Annotated in this window: 25 protein-coding genes; 13 read left to right on the top strand and 12 right to left on the bottom strand. The window is 67.2% G+C overall.

The window, feature by feature from the left end; genetic code table 11:
- The first annotated feature begins 92 nt into the window (after positions 1-92).
- From IM708_RS00240 to IM708_RS00210, 7 genes are all read left to right on the top strand, one after another.
- On the top strand, positions 93-455 hold the full coding sequence (locus tag IM708_RS00240; RefSeq protein ID WP_209424292.1) for an Hpt domain-containing protein: 363 nt from the start codon (positions 93-95) through the stop codon (positions 453-455).
- 11 nt (positions 456-466) lie between these two features.
- The gene (locus tag IM708_RS00235; RefSeq protein WP_209424291.1) at positions 467-1,876 is read left to right on the top strand and encodes a sigma-54 dependent transcriptional regulator; all 1,410 of its coding nucleotides are present in this window, start codon (positions 467-469) and stop codon (positions 1,874-1,876) included.
- Positions 1,866-2,711, top strand: coding sequence for an SDR family NAD(P)-dependent oxidoreductase (locus tag IM708_RS00230; RefSeq protein ID WP_209424290.1), 846 nt, complete (start codon positions 1,866-1,868; stop codon positions 2,709-2,711). Before IM708_RS00235 ends, IM708_RS00230 begins: the two co-directional genes overlap by 11 nt.
- Before the next feature lie 57 nt (positions 2,712-2,768).
- The gene (locus IM708_RS00225; protein ID WP_209424289.1) at positions 2,769-2,975 is read left to right on the top strand and encodes a twin transmembrane helix small protein; all 207 of its coding nucleotides are present in this window, start codon (positions 2,769-2,771) and stop codon (positions 2,973-2,975) included.
- A gap of 4 nt (positions 2,976-2,979) precedes the next feature.
- A complete protein-coding gene (locus tag IM708_RS00220; protein ID WP_209424288.1) occupies positions 2,980-3,552 on the top strand; it encodes a cob(I)yrinic acid a,c-diamide adenosyltransferase in 573 nt (190 codons plus the stop codon).
- A gap of 146 nt (positions 3,553-3,698) precedes the next feature.
- Positions 3,699-4,460, top strand: coding sequence for an electron transfer flavoprotein subunit beta/FixA family protein (locus IM708_RS00215; protein WP_209424287.1), 762 nt, complete (start codon positions 3,699-3,701; stop codon positions 4,458-4,460).
- Complete coding sequence (locus IM708_RS00210; protein ID WP_209424286.1) at positions 4,460-5,389, top strand: electron transfer flavoprotein subunit alpha/FixB family protein; 930 nt, start codon at positions 4,460-4,462, stop codon at positions 5,387-5,389. The genes IM708_RS00215 and IM708_RS00210 overlap by 1 nt, the downstream gene beginning before the upstream one ends.
- A gap of 24 nt (positions 5,390-5,413) precedes the next feature.
- Here IM708_RS00210 and IM708_RS00205 read toward each other — a convergent pair whose 3' ends face one another.
- Positions 5,414-6,115: a hypothetical protein gene (locus tag IM708_RS00205; RefSeq protein WP_209424285.1), complete on the bottom strand. Its 702-nt coding sequence runs from the start codon at positions 6,113-6,115 to the stop codon at positions 5,414-5,416.
- Between the two features lie 144 nt (positions 6,116-6,259).
- Here IM708_RS00205 and IM708_RS00200 point away from each other — a divergent pair, with 144 nt between their 5' ends.
- Complete coding sequence (locus IM708_RS00200) at positions 6,260-7,135, top strand: 3-hydroxybutyryl-CoA dehydrogenase (protein WP_209424284.1); 876 nt, start codon at positions 6,260-6,262, stop codon at positions 7,133-7,135.
- 288 nt (positions 7,136-7,423) lie between these two features.
- On the opposite strand, the gene IM708_RS00195 is transcribed toward IM708_RS00200, so the two are convergent.
- The 6 genes from IM708_RS00195 to IM708_RS00170 all read right to left on the bottom strand — a co-directional run bounded on the left by IM708_RS00195 (position 7,424) and on the right by IM708_RS00170 (position 11,895).
- On the bottom strand, positions 7,424-7,696 hold the full coding sequence (locus IM708_RS00195) for an HPr family phosphocarrier protein (protein WP_209424283.1): 273 nt from the start codon (positions 7,694-7,696) through the stop codon (positions 7,424-7,426).
- A gap of 24 nt (positions 7,697-7,720) precedes the next feature.
- Positions 7,721-8,122: a PTS fructose transporter subunit IIA gene (locus IM708_RS00190; RefSeq protein ID WP_209424282.1), complete on the bottom strand. Its 402-nt coding sequence runs from the start codon at positions 8,120-8,122 to the stop codon at positions 7,721-7,723.
- Positions 8,119-9,030: an RNase adapter RapZ gene (gene rapZ, locus IM708_RS00185; protein ID WP_209424281.1), complete on the bottom strand. Its 912-nt coding sequence runs from the start codon at positions 9,028-9,030 to the stop codon at positions 8,119-8,121. Before rapZ ends, IM708_RS00190 begins: the two co-directional genes overlap by 4 nt.
- Positions 9,031-9,046: 16 nt before the next feature.
- The gene (locus IM708_RS00180) at positions 9,047-9,463 is read right to left on the bottom strand and encodes a serine kinase (protein WP_209424280.1); all 417 of its coding nucleotides are present in this window, start codon (positions 9,461-9,463) and stop codon (positions 9,047-9,049) included.
- A 24-nt stretch (positions 9,464-9,487) separates the two neighbouring features.
- Positions 9,488-11,074 carry a sensor histidine kinase gene (locus IM708_RS00175; protein WP_209424588.1) on the bottom strand — a complete coding sequence of 529 codons (1,587 nt, stop codon included), beginning with the start codon at positions 11,072-11,074 and terminating at the stop codon, positions 9,488-9,490.
- Between the two features lie 119 nt (positions 11,075-11,193).
- Complete coding sequence (locus IM708_RS00170; protein WP_209424279.1) at positions 11,194-11,895, bottom strand: response regulator transcription factor; 702 nt, start codon at positions 11,893-11,895, stop codon at positions 11,194-11,196.
- Positions 11,896-12,222: 327 nt separating this feature from the next.
- Here IM708_RS00170 and IM708_RS00165 point away from each other — a divergent pair, with 327 nt between their 5' ends.
- Together IM708_RS00165 and IM708_RS00160 are read left to right on the top strand one after the other, a co-directional pair.
- Entirely contained in the window at positions 12,223-13,821 is a 1,599-nt protein-coding gene (locus IM708_RS00165; protein WP_209424278.1) for a phosphoenolpyruvate carboxykinase, read from the top strand.
- Positions 13,822-13,828: 7 nt separating this feature from the next.
- On the top strand, positions 13,829-14,386 hold the full coding sequence (locus IM708_RS00160; protein WP_209424277.1) for a DUF3859 domain-containing protein: 558 nt from the start codon (positions 13,829-13,831) through the stop codon (positions 14,384-14,386).
- On the opposite strand, the gene IM708_RS00155 is transcribed toward IM708_RS00160, so the two are convergent.
- Positions 14,376-15,146 carry a sulfite exporter TauE/SafE family protein gene (locus IM708_RS00155; protein ID WP_209424276.1) on the bottom strand — a complete coding sequence of 257 codons (771 nt, stop codon included), beginning with the start codon at positions 15,144-15,146 and terminating at the stop codon, positions 14,376-14,378. The two genes, IM708_RS00160 and IM708_RS00155, sit on opposite strands and share 11 nt — an antisense overlap.
- A 158-nt stretch (positions 15,147-15,304) precedes the next feature.
- On the opposite strand from IM708_RS00155, the gene IM708_RS00150 reads away from it, so the two are divergent.
- Complete coding sequence (locus IM708_RS00150; RefSeq protein WP_209424275.1) at positions 15,305-16,984, top strand: acyl-CoA dehydrogenase family protein; 1,680 nt, start codon at positions 15,305-15,307, stop codon at positions 16,982-16,984.
- A gap of 262 nt (positions 16,985-17,246) precedes the next feature.
- Here the strand turns inward: IM708_RS00150 and hemE are convergent, their stop codons facing one another.
- Positions 17,247-18,290 carry a uroporphyrinogen decarboxylase gene (gene hemE / locus IM708_RS00145; RefSeq protein WP_209424274.1) on the bottom strand — a complete coding sequence of 348 codons (1,044 nt, stop codon included), beginning with the start codon at positions 18,288-18,290 and terminating at the stop codon, positions 17,247-17,249.
- Positions 18,291-18,400: 110 nt separating this feature from the next.
- Between hemE and hemC the strand changes: the two genes are divergently transcribed.
- Complete coding sequence (gene hemC / locus IM708_RS00140) at positions 18,401-19,351, top strand: hydroxymethylbilane synthase (RefSeq protein ID WP_209424273.1); 951 nt, start codon at positions 18,401-18,403, stop codon at positions 19,349-19,351.
- Positions 19,352-19,406: 55 nt separating this feature from the next.
- Here hemC and IM708_RS00135 read toward each other — a convergent pair whose 3' ends face one another.
- On the bottom strand, positions 19,407-20,195 hold the full coding sequence (locus IM708_RS00135; protein ID WP_209424272.1) for an enoyl-CoA hydratase: 789 nt from the start codon (positions 20,193-20,195) through the stop codon (positions 19,407-19,409).
- A gap of 56 nt (positions 20,196-20,251) precedes the next feature.
- Between IM708_RS00135 and IM708_RS00130 the strand changes: the two genes are divergently transcribed.
- On the top strand, positions 20,252-20,671 hold the full coding sequence (locus IM708_RS00130) for a PaaI family thioesterase (RefSeq protein WP_209424271.1): 420 nt from the start codon (positions 20,252-20,254) through the stop codon (positions 20,669-20,671).
- A 173-nt stretch (positions 20,672-20,844) separates the two neighbouring features.
- Here the strand turns inward: IM708_RS00130 and IM708_RS00125 are convergent, their stop codons facing one another.
- Entirely contained in the window at positions 20,845-21,561 is a 717-nt protein-coding gene (locus tag IM708_RS00125) for an NYN domain-containing protein (protein WP_209424270.1), read from the bottom strand.
- A gap of 109 nt (positions 21,562-21,670) precedes the next feature.
- On the bottom strand, positions 21,671-25,102 hold the full coding sequence (gene mfd, locus IM708_RS00120) for a transcription-repair coupling factor (RefSeq protein WP_209424269.1): 3,432 nt from the start codon (positions 25,100-25,102) through the stop codon (positions 21,671-21,673).
- Positions 25,103-25,113 lie beyond the last annotated feature (11 nt).

Here is a 25,113-nt window from a genome sequence, read left to right as displayed (position 1 = left end):
TCATCCCTTGATTGTGCTGCGGATTCCGCTCAAGCTGTCTTTGTTCCAGACCCCAAGCCTGTTCCGGTTTCATGATGGATGATCTTCTTGCCATGACCCACGCTGACCGGACGTCTGGAACCGCCATCGATCCGGCCGTTCTGAACCAGATCCTGGACATCGGCGATGCGACGCTCAAGCAGGCGCTCCTGTCGCAACTGCTGGATGACTTTCGCCGCATCTCGGACGCGCTGGACGGGGAAAGCACCCGCGGCGTGGGCGCTGCGGCGCATGAACTGAAGGGGCTTGCGGCGACAATCGGCGCCCACCGGCTGGCAAACCTTGCGCTGCGCCTCAACGTCGCCGCCGATACGGTGGTCTCGGCGGAACTCGGTGATTTCAGCGCACCTGTGCGGGGCGAGATCCGCGTCGTGCTGAACAGCCTGGCGAGTTTTGCCGACGGAGCCCGCTCCTGACCCGGAAATCCATGAGCGACGCACCTGATCACTCCGACACGATCCTGCTGGTCGAGGATACCCCGTCGCTGCAGATGATCTATGCCGCGGCGCTTGACCGCGCCGGCTTCAAGGCCGAGGTCTGCGGCACCGCCGCGGAGGGCCGCGATGCCTTCGACCGGCTGCGTCCCTCGGTCGTTCTGCTCGACCTGATGCTGCCCGACGGGACCGGCCTTGACGTGATGCGCTACATGCTGGGCAAGGCCCCGCAGACCTGCGTCATCGTGATCACGGCCCATGGCTCGATCAACAAGGCGGTCGAGATGATGCGCGCCGGCGCGCACGAGTTTCTTGTCAAACCCTTCGACGACCAGCGCCTTCTGGCGGCGATCGAGAATGCGCGCCGCTCGCTGAGCCATGCGCCGCAGGCCCGGACACCCGCGGCCGACGCCACCGCGCTGGACCCCTTCATCGGCCGGTCGACCTCCATGAAGGCGATCTATGACAAGATCCGCTCGGTCGCGCGGTCGATGGCCACGGTCTTCATCACCGGCGAAAGCGGCACCGGCAAGGAGCTGGCCGCCGATGCCGTGCACCGTCTCTCGGCGCGCGGTCATGGCCCCTTCATCGCGCTCAATTGCGGCGCGATCCCCGTGGATCTGCTGGAATCCGAGGTTTTCGGCCATCTGCGCGGCTCGTTCACCGGCGCGATCTCGGACAAGATCGGCGCGGCGGCGGCCGCGGACGGCGGCACGCTCTTTCTGGACGAGATCTGCGAGATGGACCTCAACCTGCAGACGAAGCTGCTGCGCTTCCTGCAGACCTCGACGATCACGCCGGTGGGTGCCACGAAACCGCGCAAGATCGACGTGCGCATCGTCTGCGCCACGAACCGCCATCCCCTGGACGAGGTGCGCGCCGGCAACTTCCGCGAGGATCTCTACTACCGCCTGCATGTCGTGCCGATCCACATGCCCCCGTTGCGCGCCCGTGGCGAGGACGTGAACGAGATCGCCGAACGCCTGCTCGCCGACATGGGACAGGAAGAGGGGCACGCCTTCACCGGCCTCGACAACGAGGTGAAGTCGCTTTTCCGTCGGCTGCCCTGGCCCGGAAACGTGCGCCAGTTGATCAACGTGCTGCGCAATGTCGTCGTGCTCAACGACGGTCCGGTCGTCACCGTGGACATGCTGCCACCCGAGCTTCTGGCCGAGGATCGCCGGGAGGCGCCCCCCGGCACCGAAACCGACCCGGCATCGGCCGCGCGCCCGGGCCAGAGCCCCTTCGCCGGCCGCACGCTGGCCGAGATCGAGCGGATGGTGATCGAGGATACGCTTCAACGCCACGACGGCTCGGTGCCGAAGGCCGCGCGCGAACTCGATGTCGCGGCCTCGACGATCTACCGCAAGCTCGAGACCTGGGCAAAGCGGAATGCCGGCTGAGCGGCCGGGCGCACGCGTCCTGCTGATCACCGGCTGTTCCTCGGGCATCGGGCTCGATGCCGCACGGACGATGGCCGCGCGCGGCTGGCGTGTCTTCGCCGCCTGCCGCAAGGCCGAGGATTGCGACCGCCTGCGCGCCGAAGGGCTGGAAAGCCCGCGCATCGACCATGCCGACCCCGAAAGCATCGACACCGGCCTCGCCGAAGTGCTGGCGGCGACCGGCGGGCGTCTCGATGCGCTCTTCAACAACGGGGCTTTCGCCACACCCGGCGCGGTCGAGGATCTGCCCACCGACGCGCTCCGCGCGATATTCGAGGCCAATCTTTTCGGTTGGCACGACCTCACCCGCCGCGTGATCCCGGTGATGCGGGCGCAGGGGCAAGGCCGGATCGTTCATTGCTCCTCTGTTCTGGGCTTCACGCCGATGCCCTGGCGCGGCGCCTACGTCGCGACAAAATTCGCGCTCGAGGGGCTGACGCATGTCCTGCGGATGGAGATGCGCGACACACCGCTGAAGATCATCCTGATCGAACCCGGTCCGATCAGCACCCGCTTCCGTATCAACGCCCGTGCGCAGTTCGAACGCTGGATCGACTGGCAGGCCAGTCCCCGCGCCGGGCAATACCGCGACAGGCTGCTCCAGCGGCTCTATGCGGACACCGGCCCGGACCGGTTCGAACTGCCGCCGGCCGCGGTCACGCGCAAGCTGATCCATGCGCTGGAAAGTCCGCGCCCGCGCCGGCGCTATTTCGTCACCGTACCGACCTGGGCGATGGCCGCGCTAATGCGGCTACTTCCCCTGTCGGTACTGGACAGGCTGCTCGCCCGGGTCTAGGCGGGGCTGGCAATGACCGCGGCGCCGGCTATATCGACGCCACGGAAAGGGGGGCGCATGCTTCTGTCAGACCCACTGTTCATCGTCGCCGAGATCGCCTCGATCGCGGTGCTGGGGATCCTCGTCTTCGGCATCGGCAGCTTTGCCCGGGGCGGCGAGTTCAACCGGCGCAACGCCAACCGGCTGATGCGCTGGCGGCTGGGCGCGCAGTTCGTGGCGGTGATCCTGATCGTGGCTTTCGCCTGGTTCAAGACAAGGGGCTGAACACATGGTCGTACTCAATCGCATCTACACCCGCACCGGCGACAAGGGCGAGACGGCGCTCGGAAACGGCGCGCGGGTACCGAAATTCGCGCCGCGGGTCGACGCCTACGGCACCGTGGACGAGCTGAATTCGACCCTCGGCCTCGCGCGGCTCCACGCCGAGGGCGACTTGTCCGGGATGATCGCCCGTATCCAGAACGACCTCTTCGATCTGGGCGCCGACCTCTGCCGCCCCGACATCGCCAAGGATTCCGAGGCCGGCTACACCCCCCTGCGCATGATCGACGCGCAGGTCGACCGGCTGGAGGCCGAAATCGACGCGATGAACGCGAACCTGCAACCGCTGCGCAGCTTCATCCTTCCGGGCGGATCGGCGCTGGCGGCGCACCTGCACCTTGCGCGCACCATATGCCGCCGGGCCGAACGCCTCACGGTGGAGTTGTCGCGCGCCGAGGACGTCAATCCGCCCGCGCTGCGCTATCTGAACCGGCTTTCCGACTGGCTCTTCGTCGCCGGTCGCGTCGCCAACGACAACGGCGCCGAAGACATTCTCTGGGTTCCCGGCGCGAACCGATGAGCGCGCTTGCCCGCCAACGCGGCGTCGAGACGCGGAAATCGGTCGCATTCCCTCTGTTTTCCAGTCACCGAAGGCGCTAGGAAGCGGGGGCGAATTTTTTGCGCCCTTCCGTCGGCGGCGGGGCTGAAGAGAGGAGAAGGACATCCATGAAGGTACTCGTACCTGTGAAGCGGGTGATCGACTACAACGTCAAGGTCCGGGTGAAGGGCGATGGCAGCGGTGTCGATCTGGCGAACGTCAAGATGTCGATGAACCCCTTTGACGAGATCGCCGTCGAAGAGGCGATCCGGCTGAAGGAAAAGGGCGTGGTCACCGAGGTCGTCGCGGTTTCCATCGGCGTCAAGCAGGCGCAGGAAACCCTGCGCACCGCGCTCGCCATGGGCGCCGACCGCGCCATCCTGATCGTCGCCGCCGATGATGTGCACACCGACATCGAACCCCTGGCCGTCGCCAAGCTCCTCGCCGCGGTGGTGAAGGAGGAGGAGCCCGGCCTCGTCATCTGCGGCAAGCAGGCGATCGATAACGACATGAACGCCACCGGCCAGATGCTCTCCGCCCTTCTGGGCTGGAGCCAGGCCACCTTCGCCTCCGAAGTGACGATTGAGGGCGACCACGCCCTGGTCACGCGCGAGGTCGATGGCGGTCTGCAGACCATCAAGGCCAAGATGCCCTGCATCGTCAGCGTCGACCTGCGCCTGAACGAGCCGCGCTACGCAAGCCTTCCCAACATCATGAAGGCCAAGAAGAAGCCGCTCGACGAAAAGACGCCCGATGACTACGGCGTCGACGTCGCGCCGCGCCTGAGCATCGTCAAGACCGCCGAGCCGCCGACGCGCAAGGCCGGGGTCAAGGTAGGCTCGGTCGACGAACTGATCGCGAAACTGAAAGACGAAGCGGGGGTGATCTGATGGCTGTTCTTCTTCTGGGCGAAGTCACCGACGGGCATCTGAACCGCGACGCCACCGCCAAGTCGGTCACCGCCGCGAAACAACTCGGCGATGTCACCGTCCTCTGCGCCGGCGCGCGCGCCAAGGAGGCGGCGGCCGAGGCGGCGAAGATCGAGGGCGTCGCCAAGGTGCTCTGCGCCGAGGATGCGAGCCTCGGCCACCGCCTCGCCGAACCGACCGCGGCGCTGATCGTCAGCCTCGCCGGCGACTACAGCCACATCATGGCCCCGGCGACGACGGACGCCAAGAACGTCATGCCCCGCGTCGCGGCCCTTCTCGACGTCATGGTGATCTCGGATGTCTCGGGCATCGTCGACGCCGACACGTTCGAGCGCCCGATCTACGCCGGCAACGCGCTCCAGACGGTGAAGACGTCCGACAAGGTCAAGGTCGTGACCATCCGCACCTCGACCTTCGACGCCGCCGGCGACGGCGGCTCGGCCGAGGTCGAGGAGATCGGCGCCGCCGACAATCCCGGCCTTACCGAATGGGTCGAGGACAAGGTCGCGGCCTCGGACCGGCCGGAACTCACCTCCGCGGGCATCGTCGTCTCGGGCGGCCGCGGCGTCGGCTCGGAAGAGAATTTCGAGATGATCGAGAAGCTGGCCGACAAGCTGGGCGCCGCCGTCGGCGCCTCTCGCGCGGCGGTCGATTCGGGCTACGCGCCGAACGACTGGCAGGTCGGCCAGACCGGCAAGGTCGTGGCGCCGAGCCTCTACATCGCCGTCGGCATCTCGGGCGCGATCCAGCACCTGGCGGGGATGAAGGACAGCAAGGTCATCGTCGCGATCAACAAGGACGAGGAAGCCCCGATCTTCCAGGTCGCCGACTACGGCCTGGTGGGCGACCTGTTCCAGATCGTGCCGGAACTGACGGAAAAGCTCGGCTGAACCACGCTCCATCGGACCCCCGGTTTACTCGGGGGTCCGATCAATTCGAAGTTCGTAGCGGCAGGAATAGTTGTAGTCGTTGAAGATCCGGACAAACATGTGTGCGGCGTTGCCAACAAAGACTCGTCGGTAGTTCGAACTTCCTTCCCTTGGAAAATCCCAGGTCGCAATGAGCTGCTCGCGATCATCATGGGCGGAAGCTTTGCATATGTTGTTCTGCGCGAGGCTCCTTATCTTTATATCCACTTCCTGACCGTGAAGTTCGGCGGTGTCGAATACGAACCAATCGCGGCTATCGTTTCGAGAAGGTGTGAGATTGCCGGAATAATACACGCCTAGCATGATCTGATTTGCTTCATGGATCGTGTCGTTCGGCTCGCTCTCAGCGGCCTCGGCGCCGCCGGGCAGGATGATCGCCCTCTGGCCTTCGCCAGTCCCCGACTCGTCCGTCTGTAAGCCGGTGCCCCCCACCCCGGCGCGCGCCTGGGCACCCGTCGACGCCGGCTTCTCGGGCACAAAGATTGGCACCGCCAAGAATAACGCGCCAATCAGGAAGACTAACAGGCCTGCCGAACTCGCCTGAAACTTCAAGCCGAAAAGCTCGATCCGCGCCGCTTCCCCGGCCGGCTGTGGGCGGAACATGAGCCACAGGCCCGCCAGCGCGAAGATGCCGCCGGCGAGCATGAGCGCGAGAAGTTTCGCCCCGTCGAGCGCGACGATCTGCATGGCGCCGCCTTTCGGTTGATCCCCAACAGTCTACCGCAACTTCCCGCGCCGACAAAGCGGAACCGCGGAACGACGGCCCGCTTGGGCTTGCGCCTGCCGCGCGTGGGCGCATAAGGTCTGGCGCAGTTGAAGATGGGGACAGTAATGGACATCAAGACCGTGGGCGTCGTGGGCGCGGGCCAGATGGGCAACGGCATCGCGCATGTCTTCGCAGTGGCCGGGTTCGACGTGCTGATGACCGATATCAGCCAGGAGGCACTGGAAAAGGCGATGGCGTTGATCGAGCGAAACCTCGATCGGCAGGTCAGCCGCGAGAAGCTCAGCGCCAAGGACCGCGACGCCGCGTTGGCCCGCATCAAGACCACGACCACGCTGACCGACCTCGGCCCGTCCGACCTGATCATCGAGGCCGCGACCGAGCGCGAGACGGTCAAGCAGGCGATCTTCGAGGATCTGCTGCCGCATCTGAAGCCGACCACGATCCTGACCTCGAACACCTCGTCGATCTCGATCACGCGGCTGGCCAGCCGGACCGACCGGCCGGAAAAGTTCATGGGGTTCCACTTCATGAACCCGGTGCCGGTGATGCAGCTGGTGGAACTGATCCGCGGCATCGCCACCGACGACGCCACCTATCAGACCATGATCAAGGTGGTCGAGAAGCTGGAAAAGACCGCGGCCAGCGCCGAGGATTTCCCCGCCTTCATCGTCAACCGCATCCTGATGCCGATGATCAACGAGGCGGTCTATACGCTTTACGAAGGCGTCGGGAATGTCCGGTCCATCGACGAGTCGCTGAAGCTGGGTGCGAACCATCCGATGGGGCCGCTGGAGCTGGCCGATTTCATCGGGCTCGACACCTGCCTTGCGATCATGAACGTCCTGCACGACGGTCTGGCGGACACGAAATACCGCCCCTGCCCGCTGCTGACCAAGTATGTCGAGGCCGGCTGGCTGGGCCGCAAGACCAAGCGCGGCTTCTACGACTACCGCGGCGAGACCCCGGTGCCGACGCGCTGAAAGGCCGGCCCGGGGGGCGATCCCCGCCCGGATCGGACGCCGGACGCGCGAGGGGTGCTCACGCGTGAGCAGACCGGCAAGGCATTGATTATGTACTGAAATTTCGGGCCGTTAACCGCAATGAAAGGTTCGCGCGGACCTCGACCGTGGAGCCATGCCAAACATTTCATTGCGGTTAACGGCGTCGATTACGCCAATGAAATCATGGCCTTGCCAAAGCGTCCGCATGCGGACGCCTGCACGGGCCGCGACCGGCCCGAAGGTCGTCCGAAAGGGCCCATGGCGCTCTCAGAACCCCTCGCCGAAGCGGTCCTCGACCAGCGCGGCCAGCGCGTCCATCAGCGCCTCGGCCTGCGCGCCTTCGGTGCGCACCACGATCTCGGTCCCGCGCGAGGCGGCGAGCATCAGAAGACCCATGATCGAATCGCCCGAAACGCTCATCCCGTCCTTCTCGACCTCGGCCTCGGCGTCGAACTTCTCGACCACCTCGACGAACCTGGCCGAGGCCCGGGCATGCAGCCCCTTCTCGTTGACGATCTTCAGGATGCGTTCGGCGCTCAATCGACTTCCCCCACCGGCGCCGCCTCAGACGCCGCGCCCGCCCGACACCTCGATGCAGTTGATGTACTTGCGCCCAGCCTCCAGCGCCAGCGCGGTGGCCTCGGCTACCGTGAAATTGCGCGACTTGGCAAGCTTGATCAGCATCGGCAGGTTGGCGCCATAAAGGATGCGGCGATTGGGCGGCATGCAGGCCGGTAGCGACAGGTTCGACGGCGATCCCCCGAACATGTCGGTGACCACCAGCACGCCCTGCCCCGTGTCGACCTCGTCGGCGGCGCGGCAGATCTCGTCCTGCTTCTCGCCGCGGTCGTGATCGTACTCGATCGCGATGGCCCGGATACCTTCCTGCTTGCCGACGACATGCTCGACCGCGGCGAGATACTCGCGCGCCAGTCCGCCATGCGCGACAATGACAATGCCGATCACGTCCCTGATCCCGTTTTCGCGACCGGAGAGGCAAGCGACTGCCGCTCCAGTTCCCTGTGCCTCTTTGACACCCGCCAGCCCTGCTCGGCAAGCGTCTGCGCCATCTTTTCAGCCATTGCCACGGATCTGTGCTTTCCCCCGGTACAGCCGAAAGCGACCGTCAGACTCGTCTTGCCCTCTTCCACGAAAGCATCGAGCAAAGATGCCAACAGTTCGTGCACACGGTCGAAAAACGGCGAAAAACGCGGGTCGGCCTCGATATGGGCAACGACCTCGGCGTCGCGGCCGTCGCGCGCGCGCAGGGCAGGCTGCCAGTGCGGATTGGCCAGGAAGCGGCAATCGAAGACCATGTCGACACCGCGCGGCAACCCGCGCTTGTAGGAAAACGACTGCACCTGCAGCGCCATCGGCTGACCTGAGGGCGGCGAGAACCAGCGCGCCAGTTCGGCCCGCAACTGATGCGGCGTCAGCGCCGAGGTGTCGATCAGCACATCGGCGCGTTCGCGGACCGGGGCCAGAAACTCCATCTCGCGCCGCAGCCCGACAATCGGCGCGTCGTCGGGGCTTAGCGGATGCCGCCTTCGGGTTTCCGAGAAACGGCGCAAGAGCGTGTCGATGTCGCAGTCGAGATAGAGAAGCTCGCAGCCGACGGTTTCCGCGCGGTGGAGCCGGTCCACAAGCTCGATCATCGCGCTGGACGAGAAGTCCCGGTTGCGCACATCGACCCCCAGCGCCAGTGGGCGCGGCAGCGGCGGGCCATCCAGAAGGCGCGGGATCAGCGACAGCGGCAGGTTGTCGATCGCCTCGAAGCCCAGATCCTCCAGCACGTTGATCGCCGAAGACCGCCCGGCGCCGGAAGGTCCGGTGACCAGCACCACGCCGGCGGCGCGTTCGGCAATCTGGGACATGTAAAGGCGCCTCCGTTCACGCCCTGCGACTCAGTTCCACAACATAATGCCGCAACGCAGCAGGGAAAGCATCCCCAGCCCCCGCGGGCAGTAGCGGAAGTGTCACACCTTCGAGATCGCGCGTCGCTCCCTCAGGCATACGGGCGGGCGGGGCGTTCAGATCAACGATCAGCCGCAGCCGGGCCAGCCGCAACGGCAGAAGCCGCACGAGGCCCGTGCCGCGCGCCTCAATCAGCCCGGCGATGGGGCGCGGTGCGCGCGCAAAGAGCTGCCCGCCCCGCGCGATCACGATGGTCCGGTCATCGGCGACAAGCTGCGCGCCGGTCGCGATCAGCCGCAGCGCCAGCGTCGATTTCCCCGTGCCCGACGACCCTAGGATCAGGATGCCGCCCCCCCGCCCGAAGGCCACGGCAGAAGCATGCAGGATCGTCATCGCGGTCTCATGCGCGCGGCCCCCTCATAGCGGCAGTCCGACGACGAAGCGCGCGCCCAGCGGCGGCGAGTCCGCCGCGGCGTCGGCGGCGCGGATGTTCTCGGCCCAGATGACGCCGCCATGGGCCTCGACGATCTGCTTGGAAATCGCCAGACCCAGCCCCGAGTGGTTGCCGAACTGGCTTTCGGGGCGTTCCGAATAGAAGCGCTTGAAGATCTTGTCGAGCGCGGCTTCGGGGATGCCCGGACCGGTATCCTCGACCACCACCAGCGCGCGGTTCGCCCGCTTGCGCGCCCAGACGCGCACCACGTCCCCCGACTGGCTGAACGAGATCGCGTTCGAGATCAGGTTGACGAAGACCTGCGCCAGACGCGCCTCCAGGCCCTGGATCATCACCGGCTCCGCGGGCATCTCGATGACAAACTCGATGCCCTGCGCCTCGGCTTCTTGGGCCAGGTGGCGGCTCAGCGCCTCCAGCGTCCCGCACAGATCGAAGGTTTCCTCGGTCTCCTTGACCAGTTCGCTGTCGAGGCGCGACGCGTTCGACGTATCCGAGATCAGCCGGTCGATGCGGCGCACGTCATGCTCGATCACGTCCAGCAGGCGCACGATCTGGTCCTCGCGCTTGGTCATCCGCAGCGCGCCGACGGCCGAGCGCAGGCTTGCGAGGGGGTTCTTGATCTCGTGCGCGACGTCGGCCGCGAATTGCTCGTTCGCGTCGATTCGGTCGTAGAGCGCCGAAACCATGCCGCGCATGGCGACCGAAAGCCGCCCGATCTCGTCGGGGCGGCCGGCCAGGTCGGGAATGCGCACGCGCTCGGGGCTGATCCGGCGCACCTGCCGATCGCGCCCCAGTTCGGCGGCGGTGGCCAGATCCGACAGCGGATTCGCGATGGTGGAGGCCAGCACCAGGCTCAGACCGACGGAGACCAGAAAGGCGACGACGAACATCTGCAGGACCTGCTCGCGCTCGGCGCGCAGGGTCAGCGACAGCGCGCGCGGAACCTGCCGCAGGACCAACACCGAGGTCGCCTCGCCGCCGGCGCCGATCGGGACGGCAACCAGCATCCGTAACTGCGCGCCCTGCTGGACAACGCGGCTGGCGGTGGCGCCACCGCGCGCGGCGGGCAACAGATCGGCGATCACCGTGGCATCCTCGGGCGGCGGGCTGGGCGGGGGTGCAATCGCCGCGAACCCCGACCAGAGCGCCTCAAGCGCGTCGCTGATCACCGTCCGGCGCGGCGGGTCGGCCCTGCTGACCTGGTCACCCCCGGCATGGCGAAAGACCACCTCGCCGGCCGGGTCGATCAGCATCACCTCGGTTTCCATGGGCAGGCGCAGCGCCGCAAGCGCGCGCACCCGCGCCGGGCCGTCGGAGGCCGCCAGGATATCCGACAGCGCCTCGGCCTGCGCGCGCAGCGCCGTTTCGTGCTGGCGCAGCAGGGTATCGCGGAAGGGGTTGGTGAACAGCACCCCCGCGGCCAGCAGCACCAGCGCCAGCATGTTGAACAGGATGATCCGCCGCGCCAGCGGCGAGCGCAGGAGCGTCAGCACCCCGCGCCGGGCCCCCCGGTTGCGCAGCTCCGCCTCCAGGTTGCCTGGCGGGCGCATCCAGTCGTCGCTCAGGACGATCTCGGTTTCCGGCGTCGCCGTCTTTCTGCTCACCTTCGCCTCGCCGACCTTCTGTCGTGGGCCATCCGTCGTGGGAGCGCGCTTGCCGCGCGCGGCCGTCAGGCCTCGTTGTAGCGGTAGCCGATGCCGTATAGCGTCTCGATCGAGGCGAAATCGGGATCGACCGCGCGCAGTTTCTTGCGCAGTCGCTTGACGTGGCTATCGATGGTGCGGTCGTCGACATAGACCTGATCATCATAGGCCACGTCCATCAGCTGGTCGCGGCTTTTCACGAAGCCGGGACGAACGGCAAGCGCCTGCAGAAGCAGGAACTCCGTCACCGTCAGCGTCACGTCCTCGCCCTTCCAGGCGACGGCATGGCGCAGCGGGTCCATCGTCAGGCTGCCACGCACCATGATCCGTGTTTCCTCGGTCGTGCCCACCTCGCCGGTTTCCACCGCCTGCTGCCGACGCAGGATGGTGCGGATGCGTTCCAGCAGCAGCCGCTGCGAAAAGGGCTTCTTGACGTAGTCGTCCGCCCCCATCCTGAGGCCCAGCACCTCGTCGATCTCGTCATCCTTCGAGGTCAGAAAGATCACTGGCATGTGCGTCTTCATGCGCAGCCGCTGTAGCAGCTCCATCCCGTCCATGCGGGGCATCTTGATATCCAGGACCGCCATGTCCGGAAGCCGGCGGTTGAAGGCATCGAGGGCCGACTGGCCGTCGTTGTAGGTATCCACCTCAAACCCCTCCGCCTCGAGCGAGATCGACACCGAGGTGAGGATGTTCCGGTCGTCGTCGACGAGTGCTATGCGCGACATCGGTTCGTCCTTGTTTCGCTCAGGTTGATTATCTGCCGTTTTGGCCGATTTTATTTCCGTCAATCAACCGAATACTGGTCCATCAGCGCAGCATGCCGCGATTCTGTCACTAATTCCTTATTTTCGCCATCTTGCGCGTCTTCCGGCCGAGTTTGCGATAACAGGGGGCTGGTTGCGCTAACTCAGGGCCTCGTGCCTGTTCCATCATGGAAATGCCATGATATAGCCCACTCAAGCGGACAGGGATGGACGTGGCTGGCGAGGCCTCTTTCTGGGCGTCGGCGGGATTTCGCAGGCCACCCAAGGCCGGGCATCAGGAGCGAGTGCATGACAGCAGGACGCGTGAACCCCAGTTTCAGGCTCGAGGATCAGGGGATCACCGGGCTCGGCTCGGCTTCCTACAACCTGATCGAACCGGCGCTGATCCAGGCGGCGCTCTCGCGCGGCGAAGGCAAGCTGGGTCATGGCGGGGCGTTTCTGGTCACCACCGGACAGTTCACCGGACGCTCGCCCAAGGACAAGTTCGTGGTCCGCACGCCCTCGGTCGAAGACACGATCTGGTGGAACAACAACAAGCCGATGGCCCCCGATGCGTTCAAGCGGCTGCACGCCGACATGCTGGAACACCTCAAGGGCCGCGAGGTCTTCGTGCAGGACCTGCACGCCGGCGCCGACACCGAACACCGCCTGAACGTCCGCGTCGTGACCGAGCTTGCCTGGCACGGCCTTTTCATCCGGCACATGTTGCGCCGCCCCGCGCGCGACGACCTGGACAGTTTCGTGGCCGAATGGACGATCATCAACTGCCCGTCGTTCAAGGCCGATCCGGCCCGGCACGGCTGCCGCTCCGAGACCGCGATCGTGCTCAACTTCGATGCCAAGCTCATCCTGATCGCCAACACCGCCTATGCCGGCGAGAACAAGAAATCCGTGTTCACGCTGCTCAACTACCTGCTGCCGGAAAAGGGCGTGATGCCGATGCACTGCTCGGCCAACCACGCGATCGGCGATCCCAGCGATTCGGCGGTCTTCTTCGGCCTTTCCGGAACCGGCAAGACGACGCTCAGCCAGGACCCCTCGCGCGTGCTGATCGGGGATGACGAACACGGCTGGTCCGATACCGGCATCTTCAACTTCGAGGGCGGCTGCTACGCCAAGACCATCAACCTCGACCCGCGCGCCGAGCCCGAGATCTACGCGACCACCGCGCGTTTCGCCTCGGTCGTCGAGAACATGGTCTTTGACCCCGAAACCCTGGTGCTCGATTTCGACGATGACAGCCTGACCGCCAACACCCGCGTCGCCTATCCGTTGGACGCAATTTCGAACGCCTCGACCTCGTCGTTGGGGGGCCACCCAAAGAACGTGATCATGCTGACCTGCGACGCGTTCGGCGTGTTGCCGCCGATCTCGCGGCTCAGCGCGGCGCAGGCGATGTATCACTTCCTGTCCGGCTTCACCTCCAAGGTCGCCGGCACCGAACGCGGCGTGACCGAGCCCGAACCGACCTTCTCGACCTGTTTCGGCGCCCCCTTCATGCCCCGCCGCCCCGAGGTTTACGGCAAGCTGCTGCAGCAGAAGATCAACCAGCACGGCGCGACCTGCTGGCTGGTCAACACCGGCTGGACCGGCGGCGCCTACGGCACCGGCAACCGGATGCCGATCAAGGCCACGCGCGCGCTTCTGACCGCCGCGCTCAACGGCTCGCTCAATGCCGCCGAGTTCCGCAAGGACCCGAACTTCGGCTTCGAAGTGCCGGTCGCCGTCGCCGGGGTGGAGCCCGAGTTGCTGGACCCGCGCCGTACCTGGGCCGACGCCGACGCCTATGACGCGCAGGCGCGCAAACTGGTCGCGATGTTTGCCGAGAATTTCGACAAATACGCACCCTACATCGATGACGATGTCCGCGCCGCCGCGATCGGCTGAGCGCCCCTTGCCGCGCAGCGCAGCGGGCCCTGCCCTTGCCGCGCTGGTGCTTCTGGCCGCCGTGCCCGCCCGGGCCGAACCGGTCCTGCAGCGCTCGGATCTGGTCGAAACCCTGGCGCAGGGGCTTTTCTGCGCGACCTCCGAAACCGGGCGCATGGAGGCCCCGGACACCGAATTCGGCTGGATCCACATCCCCGAGGAACCGATCGCCATGCGCCAGCGCGGCAGCGTGGCGCCAGCGGTCCTGGGCATCGGCTTCGGCCTGGAATACACGCTGACCGGCGACGCGCCGATCCTGATCCGGCATGTGGTCGAGCATCCGCCCATGCCGGCCTCGGGGCGGACACGCCAAAGCTGGGAAAGCTGGGCCCTGGGCGGCGTGCCCGAGATCATCTTCTTCCAGTTCGACCTCGAGGAAGAACTGCTGCCGGGCCGCTGGACCTTCATCGCGCTCGCCGGCGAGGCCGAGGTCTTTCGCGCCGGATTCGACGTGGTCCCGCCCGACGCCGCGCCGCATCTTGCCGGGCTCTGCAGCGGCGGCGACCTGCTTGCCCTCAGCCGGTGATCGCCCGGCGCAGCAGGTTCAGGGCGACCAGGATCAGCACGAGCAGCGTCCAGCGCCGGAAGCGCACGGGATCCAGCCGGTCCTGCATGCGAAAGCCCAGCCACATGCCCAGCGCCGCCGGCGCGACCAGCGCCGCCGACAACGGCAGCGTCACCGCATCCAGCACGCCCGATCCCAGATGCGCCGCGGTCAGCACCACCGCCCCGACCATGAAGACCACGCCCAGAACCCGCACCATCTCGGCCTTCTCGGCGCGGATCGCCAGCAGATAGACGATCACCGGCGGCCCCCAGATGCCGGAGATCCCACCATAAAGCCCGCCCAGCAGACCCAACCCGTACTCGGCCGACGCCCGGTGGCGCAGCGGGATCACCGGGGCCCAGCCGCGCAACTGCATCAGCGCAAACCCCATGACCGGAACGCCGAGCAACGCGAAGAGAAGCTGCTGCGGCAGCACGACGACAAACGGCGCCGAGATGACGATGCCCGCACAGGTCGTGGCGATGATCCGCCGGTACTTCACTGCCGACTCCCAGGCCGCGCGCCGACCAAAGCGCAGCGACTGGTGCACGTTGGTCGTCAGCAGGGACAGGATCATCGCCGCCAGCGCGGTGTCGGGCGGCATGAAGCTTGAAAACGCCGCGATCATGATCAGCGGCATGGCAAAGCCGACCGCGCCCTTGACGAAGCCGGCAAAGATCGTCACCACGCAGGCCAGCCCGAACGCCCAGGCCGGCAAGCCACCGAAAATCATGTCCATTCGGTATCCTCCGTTGCGCCTGCGTGATAGCGTGGGGGCGGGCCGGCTGCACGGACAAAACGGATGCGACATTTTCCTGCTTGAAGTGAAGCGCCGAAGACTTAAAGTTGCGCTGCAGCTGCAAAATAGCCAGCGCCAAGCCATGCAAGGAGACGCCGATGCCGCATGATGGCCAGGACATTCCCGCCCGCCCGCCGGTCCTCGACGATCTGTCCGCGCTCACCGCCCAGGCGCAACCCGCGCTCGACGCGCTGCTAGAGCGCGCGCGCGCCGCGGTGCAGGCCCGCGTCATCTCCGGCGGACGGGTGAACGCTGCGGCGTTGGAGACGCACCAGCGCGCCGCGCACGGCCTTGCCTGGCTGGCCACCTATGTCGAAAGCCTGCGCCAGATGCAGGCCTGGTCCGCCCGCCTGACCGAGGCCGGTGAGTTCGGCGAGATGGAGGCGCTGATCCTGCAGGTCGGTTTCGCCGAATACCTCGCCCAGATCGCCGGCGGCCTGCCGATGAGCCAGACCGAGATCCTCCGCCCGTCGGACCTCGACCTCTCGCCCGACGATCTCGCCGCTTTCCACACCCCCGCCGTCACCCGCCTGATGACCGGCAACACGCCCCAGGCCCGTGCCGCGCTCGTTGCGCTCATGCGCCAGAACGCCGGGCGCGCCAGCTTCGGCGCCACCGGCCTCGATGACGAGCTGGAGATGATCCGCGAGCAGTTCCGCCGCTTCGCCGACGAGAAGGTGGTGCCGCACGCCCACGGATGGCACCTGAAGGATGAACTGATCCCGATGGAGATCATCGCCCAGCTGGCCGAAATGGGTGTCTTCGGCCTGACCATCCCCGAGGAATTTGGCGGCCTTGGCCTGTCGAAAGCCTCGATGGTCGTCGTCTCCGAAGAGCTCAGCCGCGGCTACATCGGCGTGGGCTCGCTCGGCACCCGGTCCGAGATCGCCGCCGAACTGATCCTCTGCGGCGGCACCGACGCGCAGAAATCCCATTGGCTCCCTGGCCTCGCCTCGGGCGAGATCCTGCCCACCGCCGTCTTCACCGAGCCCAACACCGGCTCGGACCTCGGCGCCCTGCGCACCCGCGCCACCCGTGACGGCGACGACTGGCGCATCACCGGCAACAAGACCTGGATCACCCACGCCGCGCGCACGCATGTGATGACGCTTCTGGCGCGCACCGACCCTGACACCACCGACTACCGGGGCCTGTCGATGTTCCTGGCCGAGAAGACCCCCGGCACCGACGCCGCCCCCTTCCCCGACGACGGGATCACCGGCGGCGAGATCGAGGTGCTGGGCTACCGCGGCATGAAGGAATACGAGCTTGCCTTCGACGCCTTTCCGGTGAAGGGCGAGAACCTCCTCGGCGGCGCCCCGGGACAGGGCTTCAAGCAGCTCATGCAGACCTTCGAGAGCGCGCGGATCCAGACCGCCGCCCGCGCCATCGGCGTCGCCCAGAACGCGCTGGAACTGGGCCTGCACTACGCCGAGGACCGCAAGCAGTTCGGCAAGGCGCTGATCGAGTTCCCGCGCGTCGCCGACAAGCTGGCTATGATGGCGGTCGAGATCATGGTCGCGCGCCAGCTCACCTATTTCTCCGCCTGGCAGAAGGACCACGACCGCCGCTGCGACCTGGAGGCCGGCATGGCCAAGCTTCTGGCGGCCCGCGTCGCCTGGTCGGCCGCCGACAACGCCCTGCAGATCCACGGTGGTAATGGGTTCGCGCTGGAATACCCGATCAGCCGCGTCCTCTGCGACGCGCGCATCCTCAACATCTTCGAGGGCGCGGGAGAGATCCAGGCCCAGGTCATCGCCCGACGGCTGCTGGACTGATCGGGCCCTGAGGGGCGGGAGCGCGGGACTCCACGCGCTCCCGCCCCTCGTCAGGTTGTGCTGCGCACGAACCTTCCTCGCGTTGGGCCGGGCCGGGGGGCGCTGCCCCCCGGACCCCCCGGCGTCGCACGCCATCGCAACGGAGGGGGCCGGATCCAATGCTTGCAATCCGGTTAATTTTTTTTCGGGTATATAATGATTTCAGTAGCTTGACCACTCTGCGCAATTTGCGCAGCCGGCACCTGGGGTCCGATGCGGGGCCTCAGCCGCGGATCGCCTCCAGCATCCGGTGAACGTTCTCGGGGTCGGCTTCGGGGGTGATTCCGTGGCCCAGGTTGAAGATATGCGGCCCCTTCGAGAACGCCTTGACGATCCGCTTCGTCTCGGCAACCAGTGCCGGGCCGCCCTCGACCAGGTGATGCGGTGCAAGGTTTCCCTGCACGCAGCCATCGACCTGCACGTGCTTCGCCGCCCAGTCAGCATCGACCGAGTTGTCGATGGCCACGCAATCGGCCCCGGTCGCGCGCGCAAACCCGATGTACTGATCGCCCGCCTGACGCGGAAAGGCGATGATCGGCAGGTCCGGGAGGCGCGCCTTCAGCGCCGCGATGATCTGCTGCGCGGGCTCCAGCGCGTAGCGGGTGAAATCCGCGCCTTTCAGCGACCCTGCCCAGCTGTCGAAGATCTTCACCACCTCTGCCCCGGCCTCCACCTGCGCCGAGAGGTACTCGGTCGTCGCCTCCGTCAGCCGCGCCATCAGCGCGTCGAACGCTTCGGGCTCGGCCGCCTTCATCGCGTGTGCCGGGCCCTGGTCGGGCGTGCCGCGGCCGGCGATCATGTAGGTCGCCACCGTCCAGGGCGCGCCGGCAAAGCCGATCAGCGTGACCTCGCGCGGCAGTTCGCGCGCCAGAATCTTCACCGTCTCGTAGACCGGCGACAGCGTCTCGTGGATCGCCTCGGTCGGCTTCAGCGCCGCCACGCCCTCTGCATCGGAAAGGGTCGACAGCCGCGGCCCCTCGCCGGTGACGAACCAAAGATCCGCCCCCAGCGCCTGCGGCAGCAGCAGGATGTCGGCAAACAGGATCGACGCATCAAAACCGTAGCGCCGGATCGGCTGCAGCGTCACCTCGGCGGCCAGTTCCGGGTTGTAGCACAGCGACAGGAAATCGCCCGCCTGCGCCCGCGTCGCGCGGTATTCCGGCAGGTAGCGCCCGGCCTGGCGCATCATCCAGACCGGCGGGACGGCCTGCACCTCGCCCGCCAGCGCGCGCAGGATGGTCTTGGTGGGCGCGGCGGTTGCGGTCATGGCGTCTCTCCCTCGTTTCGCGCCTTGGTCACGGCGCCGGGCGGGAAAGTCAAGCCGCGGCGCGTGCAATCGCGGTTGCCACCCCGCCGGGCCGCGACTAAGCAGAAGCCATGACGCACGATCTTCCCTCGCCCGCCTCGCCCCTGCGCATCGGAACCCGCGGCTCCCCGCTCGCGCTCGCCCAGGCGCATGAAACCCGCGCCCGGCTGATGGCCGCGCACGAGTTGCCCGAGGACGCGTTCGAGGTGGTGGTGATCAAGACCACCGGCGACCGCGTCCTCGACCGCCCACTGAAGGAGATCGGCGGCAAGGGGCTGTTCACGCGCGAGATCGAAGACGCGATGCTCTCGGGCGAGATCGACATCGCCGTGCATTCGATGAAGGACATGCCGACGCTGCAACCCGCGGGGCTGGTGCTGGACTGCTACCTTGCGCGCGAGGATGTGCGCGACGCCTTCGTGTCGGACAAGGTCGTGCGCATCGCCGATCTGGCCGCGGGGCAGGTCGTCGGCACCTCCAGCCTGCGCCGGCGCGCGCAGCTGCTGCACCGCCGCCCCGACCTGCGCGTGGTCGAGTTTCGCGGCAACGTGCAGACCCGGCTGCGCAAGCTTGCCGACGGAGTCGCCGATTGCACTTTCCTCGCCATGGCCGGGCTGAACCGGCTCGGCATGGCGCGGGTCGCGCAATCGGCCATCGACGTGGACGAGATGCTGCCCGCCATCGCCCAGGGCGCCATCGGGATCGAGCGGCGCGACGGTGACACCCGCGTGGCGGCGCTGCTGGAGCCGCTGCACGATGCGCCGACCGGCCAGCGCCTTGCCGCCGAACGCGCCTTCCTCGCCCGGCTCGACGGCTCGTGCGAGACGCCCATCGCGGGGCTTGCCGAACTCGACGGCGGCACCCTGCGCCTGCGCGGCGAGATCCTGCGCCCGGACGGATCGGAATCGATGGCCGAGGATGAATCCGCCCCGATAGAAGACGGCGCCGCGTTGGGCCACGACCTGGCCAGCCGGCTGCTGGGCCGCGCGCCCGCCGGTTTCTTCGACTGGCGCACCGATTGAGCGCGACACGGCCGGACCGGCGTAACCCTCAGCAAGGTTCCGGCCCGAGGGCGCGTCAGCGCCAGTCAGGCTTGCGCTTCTCGATGAAGGCCTGGATCCCCTCGTCGGTGTCGCGAAACATCATGTTTTCGGCCATCACCTGCCCGGTCAGTTCATAGGCCTGCGCCAGCGGCAGATCGACCTGGTCGTAGAACGCCCGCTTGCCGACCTTCACCGCCGCGGTCAACTTGCCTGCCACGATCCGCGCCAGATCCATGGTTTCCCGCTCCAACTCCTCGGGCGCCGCGATGCGGTTGACCAGTCCCAGTTCCTGCGCCCGCTCGGCCCCGATGAACCCGCCGGTCACCAGCATCTCGAACGCGGCCTTGCGCGTCACGTTCCGGCTCAGCGCGACCATGGGCGTCGAGCAGAAAAGACCGATGTTCACGCCATTCACGCCGAAACGGGCATCGCTTGCCGCGACGGCCATGTCGCAACTCGCCACCAGCTGGCAGCCCGCCGCGGTGGCGATGCCGTGCACCTCGGCGATCACCGGCTGGGGCAGTGTCGGGATCGTCTGCATCACCTCCGAACACCGCCCGAAAAGATCCGCGAAGTACTGCGCCCCGCCATCGGCGGCGGCCCGCCCGGCCTGCATTTCCTTCAGGTCGTGCCCCGCGCAGAACGCCTTGCCCGCGCCCTTCAGGATCGCCACGCGCACCGCCTGGTCCGCGCCGAGCCGATCGAACGCGTCCTTCAACGCCGCCAGCATCGCATCCGACAGCGCATTCAACGCTTCCGGCCGCCGCAGGGTCAGAACCGCCACCCGTTCCGTCACGTCATACCCGACCAAGCCGTCGCTCATCTTGCCCTCCAAAGCATTTGCGGAAACTCTATCGGCGCAATCGCCGGGAGGAAAGCATGACGCCGCAAATGGACTGCAACGCGCTCAACGCCTTCATGATGGCCGAGTTTCCGCAGGTCGCCAGTGATTTCCAGGTCGAGCGCGTGGCGTCGATGGAGGCAGACGTGCGCCTGCTGGCGCATGAAAAGCACCTCAGGCCGGGGGGCACGGTGTCCGGTCCGGCGATGTTCGCGCTGGCGGATCTGGCGATGTACGCCGTCCTTCTGGCGATGATCGGACCGAAAGGCCTGTCGGTGACGACGAGTTGCTCGATCGATTTCATGCGTAAACCCGCCGCCGGGCGGGACATGATCGCCAGGGCGCGGCTGCTGAAACTGGGCCGGGTGCTGGCGGTGGGCGATGCGCTGCTCTTCTCCGAGGGCGAGGACCAGCCCGCCGCGCGCGCCAGCCTGACCTATTCGATCCCGCCGCGTTGAGTCCCACGCCCCGAAGCGTCCAAATTTGGACGCTTCGGCAAGGCGCTGAAAAACATTGGTAAATTCGGAAAATTAACCGTAGTGAAACTTTCGGCCGCAGAGCCCGGCACGCGGCCGGGGCGCCAGCGGGCGGTGCCGGATCGGCCGGCACCGGGCGGCGGCACATGTCCGGCTCAGTCCTTCTTGCGCGGGCTCCACCGCACCTCCAACTGGTTGCCGCTCACCCGCGTCTCGAACCCGCCGGCCTTGCGGATCAGGTCGGAAAGCTTGGCGCAACCATAGGTGCGGGCGTCGAAATCGGGGTGGTTGGTGGTGATCTTCTGCCCGAGCGGGCCCAGGGGGAACCACTCCTGATCCTTGTCGATCGCCTGCATCGCGGCCTTGATCAACGGCACGGCATCGGCGGGCGATTCGCGCCTGGGCGCGTCGCGCTGGTCGGGCTCCGGCTCGGCGCCCAGGTTCTCGACGAAGATGAAGCGCTTGCAGGCCTTGCGGAAGGCCTCTGGCGTCTTCTGCTGGCCGATGCCGTAGACATCGAGCCCGTGTTCGCGGATGCGGCTGGCCAGCCGGGTGAAGTCGCTGTCCGAGGAGATCAGCACGAATCCGTCGAAACGGCCCGAATGCAGCAGGTCCATCGCATCGATCACCAGCGCGATGTCCGAGGCGTTCTTGCCGACGGTGTTCGCCGGCTGGTGGTGCGGAACCAGCGCCAGCGTCGGCATCTGGTCGGCCCAGCCCTTCATGCCGGGGCGCGAGAAATCGCCATAGATGCGTCGCACCGAGGCTTCGCCCAGGCTCGCGATCTCCTCGAAGATCGCCTCGGCCCATTTCGGGGAGGAGTTGTCGGCGTCGATCAGGACGGCGAGGAGGGGGATGCCGGCGCGGGCCATGGGGTTCCTTTCGAAGGCGGGGCAAGGGGGGCTGTCTGCCCCCCTCCGGGCCTGCGGCCCGTTCACCCCCCGAGGATATTTGACGACAGAAAATGCGGCGGCGGGGCGGTCACGCCGCTTTTGCCTTCTCTGCCAGATCACGCGCGATAGCGAAAGCCCCGCGCAGCTTCTCCTTCTCGTCGGACCAGTCGCGACGCACGATCATCTTGTTGTCGCGGATCCTGGCCTGTTGGCCCTGCGCATGAAGAAACTCCACCAACCCCTTGGGATTTGGGAACTTATCTTGGTGGAACTGGACCGTCGCGCCCTTCGGCCCGGCATCCAGCCGCGCGATCTGCGCCCGCTTGCACATCGCCTTGATGCGCACGACGACCAGGAGCGTGTTGACCTCTTTCGGCAGCGGGCCGAAGCGGTCGATGAGTTCGGCGGCAAATCCCTCGAACTCGACCTTCTTCTCCAGCGCGGCAAGCCGGCGGTAGAGGCCAAGGCGCACATCGAGGTCGGGGACGTAGCTTTCGGGGATGAGGACCGGCACGCCCAGGTTGATCTGCGGCGCCCATTGACCGTCGGAGAGATCGGCGAGATCGCCGGCGCGCAGCCGGCTGATCGCCTCTTCCAGCATCTGCTGGTAAAGCTCGTAGCCGACCTCGCGGATATGGCCCGACTGCTCCTCGCCCAGGATGTTGCCGGCGCCGCGCAGGTCCATGTCCTGGCTGGCGATGGTGAAGCCCGCGCCCAGGCTGTCGATCGATCCCAGCAGTTTCAACCGCCGTTGCGCCTGCGGGGTCAGCGGGGTGCGCGGCTTCGTCGTCAGGTAGCAATAGGCCCGCGTCTTGGACCGCCCCACCCGGCCCCGGATCTGGTAGAGTTGCGCAAGGCCGAACATGTCGGCGCGGTGCACGATCATCGTGTTCGCGCGCGGGATGTCGAGGCCGGATTCGACGATGCTGGTGGCGAGCAGCACGTCGTACTTGCCGTCGTAGAAGGCGTTCATGCGGCTGTCGAGTTCGCCCGCCGCCATCTGCCCGTGCGCGACCAGGACCGACACCTCGGGGACGTGATCGCGCAGGAAATCCTCGATCTCGGGCAGGTCCTTGATGCGCGGCGCAACGAAAAAGGACTGGCCGCCGCGGAAGCGTTCCCGCAAAAGCGCCTCGCGCAGCGTCACGGTATCGAATTCGCTGACATAGGTCCGGATCGCCAACCGGTCGATCGGCGGCGTGGCAATGAGCGAGAGGTCGCGCACACCGGACAGCGACAGTTGCAGCGTGCGCGGGATCGGCGTCGCGGTCAGGGTCAGCACATGGATGTCCGAGCGCATTTCCTTCAGGCGTTCCTTGTGGGTCACGCCGAAATGCTGCTCCTCGTCAATGACCAGCAGGCCGAGGTTGCGGAACTTCACCGATTTCGCCAGCAGCGCGTGGGTGCCGATGACGATGTCCACCGTGCCGTCGGCGATGCCGGCGCGGGTGGCGGCGGCCTCCCTGGCCGAAACGAAGCGCGACAGCGGGCGGACCTGCAACGGGAAGCCGCGGAAGCGTTCGGCAAAGCTGTGGTGGTGCTGCCGGGCGAGCAGCGTGGTCGGCGCGATGACCGCGACCTGCAGCCCGGACATGGCGGCGACGAAGGCCGCGCGCATCGCCACCTCGGTCTTGCCGAAGCCGACGTCGCCGACGATCAGCCGGTCCATCGGGCGGCCGCGGTCCAGATCGGCCAGCACGTCCTCGATGGCGCGCATCTGGTCGTCGGTCTCGGCATAGGGAAAGCGCGCGGCGAAGGCGTCCCACATCCCCTCGGGCGGCTCCAGCGCGGGCGCTTTCCGCAACTCGCGCTCGGCGGCGACGCGGATCAGCTTGTCGGCGATCTCGCGGATGCGCTGCTTCAGCTTGGCCTTCTTCGCCTGCCAGGAGCCGCCGCCGAGCTTGTCGAGCAGGCCATCCTCGTGCCCGAAGCGGCTGAGCAGCTCGATATTCTCGACCGGCAGGAACAGCCGGTCGCCGCCGGCGTATTCCAGCGCCAGGCATTCATGCGGCGCGCCCATCGCGGCGATGGTCTCCAGCCCGGTGTAGCGGCCGACGCCGTGATCGACATGCACGACCAGATCGCCGGGGCTGATCGCCTGCGCCTCGGTCAGGAAGTTCTCGGCGCGCCGTTTCCGCCGGGGGGCGCGGACCAGCCTTTCGCCCAGGACGTCCTGTTCCGAAATGACCGCGATATCCGCGCTGACGAACCCGCGTTCAAGCGGCCAGACGGTCAGGTGGACAGCCCCCGCACCCGCCAGCGCGCGGGCATCGGCGACGGGGCGCGCGCCCGGCAGTCCGTGTTCGTCCAGCAGACCCGCAAGACGCTCCCGCGCGCCTTCGGACCAGGAGGCGATCACCACCGCACGCGCTTCGCGCAAACTCTCAACATACGACGCGAGCGCATTGAAAATATTCGCGTTCTCGTTCTGTCGTTCCGGCGCGAAATTGCGCCCCTCGCGCCCTTGCGCATCCAGCACGCCCGGCCCCGGCGGCTGCGGCAGGGGCGACAGCTGGACCACGCGAAGGGGCGCCAGCGCGGCCGCCCAGGCGGCGTCGTCGAGATAGAGCAGGCCCGGCGGGGCGGGCTTGTAGATCGTGTCCACCCGGCCGCGGGCAGCCAGCGCCTCGCGGCGGTGGTCGTACTGCTCGGCGACGGTTTCCCAGCGGACGGCGCGCGCCGGTTCTGTCTGGTCGTCCAGCATCACCGACGCGTTCGGCAGGTAATCGAAAAGCGTCTCCAGCCGGTCGTGAAAGAACGCCAGCCAATGTTCCATCCCCTGGTGCTTGCGGCCGGCGCTGACCGCCTCGTAGAGCGGGTCATCCAGACCGGCCGCGCCGAACTCGGCGCGATAGGCCTGCCGGAACCGCGCGATCGACGGCTCGTCCAGGATCACTTCGGACGCCGGGGAAAGCTCCAGGCGATCCAGCTTGCCGGTGGTGCGCTGGCTCGCCGGGTCGAACAGGCGCAGCCCGTCCAGCACATCGCCGAACAGGTCCAGCCGGACCGGCTCCTTGTGGCCGGAGGCGAAGATGTCGATGATCCCGCCGCGCACGGCGAAATCGCCGGGCTCGGTCACCGTGGGGCTGGGGGAATAGCCCATGCGCGCAAGCCAGGCGCGCAGCGCGGCCTCGTCGATGCGTCGGCCCACCGTGGCGTGGAACGACGCCCCTGCGACGGTCTCGCGCGCGGGCAACCTTTGCGTCACCGCGTTGAGCGTGGTCAGCACCGCGAACGCGCCGTCAAGCCCCCGCGCCAGGGCCGCCAGCGTCGCCATGCGCTGCGCCACGATCTCGGGGTTCGGCGAGACCCGGTCGAAGGGGAGGCAGTCCCACGCTGGAAAGACCAGAACCGGCAGCTCCGGCGCAAAGAAGTCGAGCGCCGCGCGCATCGCCGCCAGCCGCTTGTCGTCGCGCGCGACGTGGATGACCGGCCCCTTGGCGCGCACCGTCTCGCGGCGCAGCAGTTCGGCGTCGAACCCCTCGGGCGCGCCGCCCAGCAGTATACGTTCACCGGCCATCACCCGCCCCT

It is taken from the genome of Pararhodobacter sp. SW119 (assembly GCF_017811755.1).
Taxonomy (GTDB): Bacteria; Pseudomonadota; Alphaproteobacteria; order Rhodobacterales; family Rhodobacteraceae; genus Pararhodobacter.
This window is presented reverse-complemented; position numbering and strand designations above follow the sequence as displayed.